6 protein-coding genes are annotated in these 6,000 nt (G+C 49.5%); 3 read left to right on the top strand and 3 right to left on the bottom strand.

What is annotated here, in order from left to right:
• A partial coding sequence (locus OEW58_01550) for an aminotransferase class V-fold PLP-dependent enzyme (GenBank protein ID MDH5300030.1) occupies positions 1 to 682 on the bottom strand: 682 nt, incomplete at its 3' end.
• Here OEW58_01550 and OEW58_01545 point away from each other — a divergent pair.
• Positions 681 to 815: a hypothetical protein gene (locus tag OEW58_01545; protein MDH5300029.1), complete on the top strand. Its 135-nt coding sequence runs from the start codon at positions 681 to 683 to the stop codon at positions 813 to 815. The two genes, OEW58_01550 and OEW58_01545, sit on opposite strands and share 2 nt — an antisense overlap.
• A 5-nt stretch (positions 816 to 820) precedes the next feature.
• Here OEW58_01545 and OEW58_01540 read toward each other — a convergent pair whose 3' ends face one another.
• Positions 821 to 2,149 (bottom strand): TolC family outer membrane protein, encoded by a 1,329-nt coding sequence (locus tag OEW58_01540; GenBank protein MDH5300028.1) that lies wholly within the window; start codon positions 2,147 to 2,149, stop codon positions 821 to 823.
• 203 nt (positions 2,150 to 2,352) lie between these two features.
• Between OEW58_01540 and OEW58_01535 the strand changes: the two genes are divergently transcribed.
• Both OEW58_01535 and OEW58_01530 read left to right on the top strand, forming a co-directional pair.
• The gene (locus OEW58_01535) at positions 2,353 to 3,180 is read left to right on the top strand and encodes a hypothetical protein (GenBank protein MDH5300027.1); all 828 of its coding nucleotides are present in this window, start codon (positions 2,353 to 2,355) and stop codon (positions 3,178 to 3,180) included.
• 35 nt (positions 3,181 to 3,215) lie between these two features.
• Entirely contained in the window at positions 3,216 to 3,776 is a 561-nt protein-coding gene (locus OEW58_01530; protein ID MDH5300026.1) for a YceI family protein, read from the top strand.
• A gap of 61 nt (positions 3,777 to 3,837) precedes the next feature.
• On the opposite strand, the gene OEW58_01525 is transcribed toward OEW58_01530, so the two are convergent.
• Positions 3,838 to 5,679, bottom strand: coding sequence for a PLP-dependent transferase (locus OEW58_01525; GenBank protein ID MDH5300025.1), 1,842 nt, complete (start codon positions 5,677 to 5,679; stop codon positions 3,838 to 3,840).
• Positions 5,680 to 6,000 lie beyond the last annotated feature (321 nt).

Here is a 6,000-nt window from a genome sequence, read left to right as displayed (position 1 = left end):
TTTGATGGCGAATGTCTTCGCGAACGTAAAAAATACCGATACCTTCGGGCCCCGCCATCCACTTGTGACCATCGGCAACGACAAAATCGGCCTGACAGGCTTGCACATCAAACGCAGCAGCTCCTAATGACTGTATGGCATCAACACAAAACAGGATCTGCTGCTTTTTGCAGAATTCACCCAATTCATCAAGCAACAAGCGCAGGCCGCTGGCAAATTGGACTGAGCTGACGGACAGCAGACGTGTGTGCTGATCGCAGGCCTGCATCAGCGCCAGTTCTGGTGTAGCCGCCGAATGCAAATTGACTTTGCGCACACTGACGCCTTGGTTTGCCAACGATTCCCAGACAATGCGATTGGAGGGGAACTCCTGGTCACTGATGACAATGTTGTCACCCGCGTTCCAGCTCAAACCGTAGGCGATAAACGACAAACCTTCCGACGTGTTTTTGACTAGCGCAATATCGCTAACCTTGGGAGCGTTGATTAATGCGGCGGCATGTTGGCGCAGTTTGTTTTCAACACCGAGCCATGTGGGATATCGCTGCGTGCCGATGCGCGAATTTTCTTCGGCAAAACGCGTGACAGCTTGTTGGGTTGGGATTGGCCAGGGAGAAACGGCAGCATGGTTGAGATAGATGATGGAATCATCCAGTTGCCAGTGCTGGCTGAGGTCCTGCATGAATGTTTACACCTTCTTGTCAGCGAACGGAAAAAACTATTCGCTTGGAGTATGGCAAAAAAAATTTGTTGCTGACAAGAAAAAGCGTGAACGGGAAGATTCACCACCGCCGATAACCGGCGGTGGTTTTTGAGATGATTAACCTTGGAGCAGTGCGTTGATTTCGTTCAGATCCACTGCTTCGAGTGAACCGCTGGCAGATTTCAGACGCAGAATATCGATCAGGTAGTTGTATTTTGCGACCGCCAGATCACGCTGGGTGGCGAAATACAATTGTTGGGCATTGAGCAAATCCAGATTGGTACGAATGCCAACTTCCAAACCTTTTTTGGTGGCGTCCATCGCGCTTTGATTGGACAGCAGCGCGGCTTGCAATGCCAGCACGCGTAACCGGCCGTTGGCAACAGCGAGATAGGCTTGCTGGGTTTGTAGCACGATGTTACGTTCAGTTTGCTCCAAGCGTGATTTGGCGCTTTCGCGTAGCGCGTTGGCTTCACGTACTTGTGATGAGGTCATACCGCTGGCAAAGATAGGAACCTGCAATTGCACCGCGACGCTGTAAGTGTCAGTGGTGTTATCTTGTTTCAGGAACGAGTTATAACCTTCCTGTTGTCCGGCGGAGGCGACCAGACTGACCACAGGTTTGTGACCAGCGCGCGCTTTGTTGAGATCTTCCTGGCTGATGGCGACAGTTTGTTGTACGGCTTTGAGTTGCGCATTGTTGGTTTTGGCGCGCTTGATCCATTCGGCCATGTCCGCAGGGGTCAATTCTGGCAAGGCAGTATCCGCTTTGAGGTCGGCCAATTCAGCTGGCATTTCGCCAATGATGCTGGCCAGAGACTGTTTGGCGACTTCCAGTGTGCTATTGGCGGCAATTTCATCCGCAACAGCCAGGTCGTAGCGAGCCTGGGCTTCGTGTTTGTCGGTGATGGTGGCCGTGCCCACTTTGAAGGTAAGTTTGGCGCGTTCCAGGTTTTCAGAGAAGGCGCGTTTTTGTGCTTGCGCCACGCGAACACTTTCCTGAGCACTCAACACATTAAAATAGGCTTGAGCGGTGCGCACTATCAGGTCTTGCTCGGCAATCGTGAGATTGTCTTTGGCCTGTACTGCCGCCAGCTTGCCTTGGCGATAACCGGCAAACGCCGCAGAGTTGTACAGTGGCTGGGTCAAATTCAGGCTGACCGATTGAGTGTTGGAAGATTTGCCATCGGGCATCATTAGGTCATCTTTGGAATGACTGTAGGTGTAACTGGCTCCCGCCGTCAGGCTGGGGCCGAGCAGTGCACGTCCCTGGCTGGCTTTCTCTTGTCCGGCAGCGTAGCTGGCGTTGGCGGTGGCGATACTGGCGTCTCTGTCTTGCGCCAAGGCATAAATTTGTTCGAGATTGGTAGTTTGGGCAACCGCAGGGGAAAGAGCCGCGATGCTCAGTAAGTTGACCCCAATGGCGGCCAGTCGATTCAGACGCATGGTGTACGCTCCGTGACTAAAAGATCAGCTAAAAACAATATTAGGGAATATTAATATACTTTACTCGCTAACGCAATCAATGGGTGGATAATAGGAAAAATAAACCGGATAGATAATTTTTTACACTGATTCTAGATTTTGTTGTTCTCAGGCTAACATACTGTATACACTGTAAATCAATAGTCTATGTGCAGGGCGAAACAATGCAAGAATGGTTATCTAATCCGGCATTCCAAGGGGGAATTGCTCCGTTTGCTGTCGGTTTGGTGTTGTCGCTGTTGCTGCTGAGAGCGGGGGCACTGCAGGGTGTGGCGTTGCTTGCCGGCTTTTTGCTGACGACGGCGCTGACGGTTGGCCTGGGATGGGAACCTTTAACATCAACGCGCAAGATTGTGCTGATGGTTATCCTGATTGCGGTGTTCAGTTTGTTCGTCTCATGGTTAAAAGGGACGGGTAAGGGCGAAGGTTTGTTGACGGGCCTGGTGCTGGCGGGACTGACCTGGGTGCTGTGGCCATACCTCGCACGACTGACGTTAATGGATAATCTGGTGGTGCTCGGCAGCATTGTGGCGTTTGCCGTGTGGACGGTCATTATGACCGCGCTGTTGCGCAACAAAAGCCGACTGTCATCGGGCACTGCCATTGGCGCAATGGCCATTGGGTTGGGGGCGTGCGCCGTTATTGGTGCCTCGGCACTTTACGGGCAAATGGCCATGTCCATCGGCGCGGCTGCACTGGGTTATGTGTTGGCACAAATCATCGGCAATTCGAGTAATGCACAATCAGGCTGGGTGCTGACGGCCATTGGTGGTGGTGCGATTGCGATCATGGGACCCGCCTCAGCTATCTATGCTCAAGTGCCTTGGATGTCGCTGCTGGCGTTGGCAGCGATTCCGTTACTTGCCCAATTCGATTTTTCCGGCAAGATTCCTGCACTCAAGCGAACTTTACTCTTATTTGTTGTCTATATGATTCCGGCGGGGGGAGCTATCTGGCTGACATACCGAGCTGCCGGCCCCGTACCTTTTTAGTAGTACGTTTTTTTTCAACCTGGAGGAGGAAATACATGCGTCGAGTACTAATAGGTTTTACTGCACTAATGGGTTTTGCAACGGCAAATGCGGCAACGTATCAAATTGATCCAACACATACCTATCCCAATTTCACGATTGATCACTTGGGATACTCAATGACCTATGGCCGCTTCGGCGCTACCAGCGGTACTATCGATCTGGATTTGGCCAAGAAAACTGGCGCAGTGAACATCGTGATTGACGCAGCATCTATCGATACTGGCTTTAAGAAACGTGATGATCACTTGCGTTCACCAGACTTCTTTAACGTCAACGAGTTTCCACAAATTACCTACAAATCCACAAGTGTCAAATTTACCAGTGACAGTACTGCCAAAGTGGACGGTCAGCTGACCATTATGGGCGTTACCAAGCCTGTTTCATTGGATGTTACCCGCATCAAGTGCGCAGTTCATCCTATGAATAAGAAAGATGTCTGTGGTTTTGATGCCAAAACGGCGATTAAGCGTTCAGACTTCGGTGTGAAATATGCGCTGCCAGCCGTAGGTGATGAGGTTCAGATCATGATCCAGGCCGAAGGCGTTAAGCAATAAACGACTAGGAAACATTGGGTTCAAAAAAACCGGAAGCAGAAATGGCTTCCGGTTTTTTATTTTAGCGCGCCTGGAGAGAAATAACGCCAGGGGATGAGCGTATCCAGCGGCGATGTACATCCAGATAAATCTCCTCGTACAAATCATCGATTTGTTTTGCACCCATAAATTTTGCAGTAAAGCTGGGAATCAGCGGATCAAACACCAATTCAGTAGTACGAATAAAATGTGCAATCAATGAGCGAACATCCTCATCGCCAACGGAAATACGAATGGTCGTTAAATGAATGCCGGCTTCGTTCAGTTTTTCTTCGCTCATTTCCGAATGACTGGTCAGCGCAGGGCAGAGCACCATGGTGTTTGATTGGCCAAGTGACACCATGTGCGAAAAGGTAGGCTCCAAGCAGTCAAAGAAGCGGGTGAAGGTTGATCGATCAAATTTGACCTTTTCCATGTCAATGGTGAACAAGGGGGCGGGCAGTTCCATGTGCATGTATTGTTTGCGCATGGCCGCGTTGTGATTGTTTTCCAGTGCATTGCAATTGACATTAATGTCAGGGTGCGAATCAAAAAAACGTGCCAGCACAACGGTATTGATGACCTTGCGCATCATGCGCAATTCCAGTGTGCGTGAACCGTTGATAACCTCGAACGCTTTCTCTGAATCAAGAAACGCACCTTTGACGTAGTACACATTCCAGAACAAGGTATCGCGCCACTGGAAGGTGGCATTTTTGCCGAAGGAGTTCATCGCGGTGACTGATTCATTTTTGGGAATGAACATGGTTTCATTGCGGCCAATGACGACACCTGCGGTGGTAACGCCGGTGCCAGTAATATCTTTGGTATAACTGTGTATGACAAAATCAGGACGCTCGGCCAATTGCTCGCGCAACATGGGGCGATACAAAAACGGCGTGGCAACCGTGGTGTCGGCAATCACCAAACTATTATTTCGGTGTGCGTAATCGCAAATCGCGGCGACATCCAACACGTAGCCATGTGGATTGCAGGGCGACTCCAGATACACATAGATTTTCCGCCCAGTGCTGATGCGTGATGTGTATTGTTTTTTGACACGATCATAAACGTGTTTGAAACTATCGACATCGTAACCATCAAACCATTCGACAGCGACGTTCAGGTTGCTGGGTTTGGCAAACCAATCATGCAACAATTGAAACGTGCCGCCATAAACATTTCGTGAACAGATAATAATATCTTCATAGCCCAGCAAGTGGCTCAATATGCCATCGATAGCGGCCATGCCCGAGTTAAAATTCCAGGCCGTATATTCAGCCGACAAATGACCGCACTCCAAATCGACAATGTGATTTGCCAGACTGATGGAGGTGGGATTGAGCAAGCGTGAATACACTTCCAGCAACGGCTCTTTGCCCTGGAAGGCATCATCAATCCACTCGGTGCAAGCGTACAAATAAGTGGCCGTGCGGGTAATTACCGGGGTGGCGGAAAAAATGGCAGTCACATTATCGAAAATCGGATATGGACCTTTGGCAATGCGCGAAGATTGTTCGGGTATCAATGACTGATATGTTTTGCGAAACGGATTCTGTAGTGAGTCCAGCAGCTTTGCTAGCTGAAAGCACAAAAACTTTTTGGCATTAAAGTATGCAATCCGGTCCTTGCGATCCAATTGCTGTAACGCCTGAACGCTGGCGGTCCACATGTGGTGCAGATCTATGTTGGCTTGATACAGACTTTGCGCCAAACTGGCGAGCGATTGTCCCATGGCCGTGTCTGGATCAATGGAAAAATGCGCCAACTGTTCCTGGGCTAATTCGTCAATGTTGTTTGCGCGACTGGTTTTGCGCCGGGGACTAAGCGACTTGGCAATTTCAAAATCACTGGACTGCTGGCTTGGGCGAATTTTTTTTGGCATGGGTTAGAAACTCGTCGGAAGGTTGTTGTTGCGCATATCGAGCATAAACCTGGCCAGGATTGGTGGATTAATGTTCAATCCAGGGGGTGGCTCCAATCGGGTTCAATACAGGTCGTTATGCGTATAATGTATATTATGTTAAATTGATAATTATCCAATCTGTCCCTAAATGCAAAGAGCTAAGCCAATTTGGCGTTTTGCACTCATTGCATCCCTCCTGTCTCTCTGCACTTTGTCATATGACATATGTCAGATTTCCGGTTATGACCCCGTGTGTCAGTATTTAACCAGACTGGGAATTGAAGTTATTCAGGGAGTAAC

The organism is Gammaproteobacteria bacterium (assembly GCA_029884425.1).
GTDB lineage: Bacteria > Pseudomonadota > Gammaproteobacteria > S012-40 > S012-40 > JAOUHV01.
This window is presented reverse-complemented; position numbering and strand designations above follow the sequence as displayed.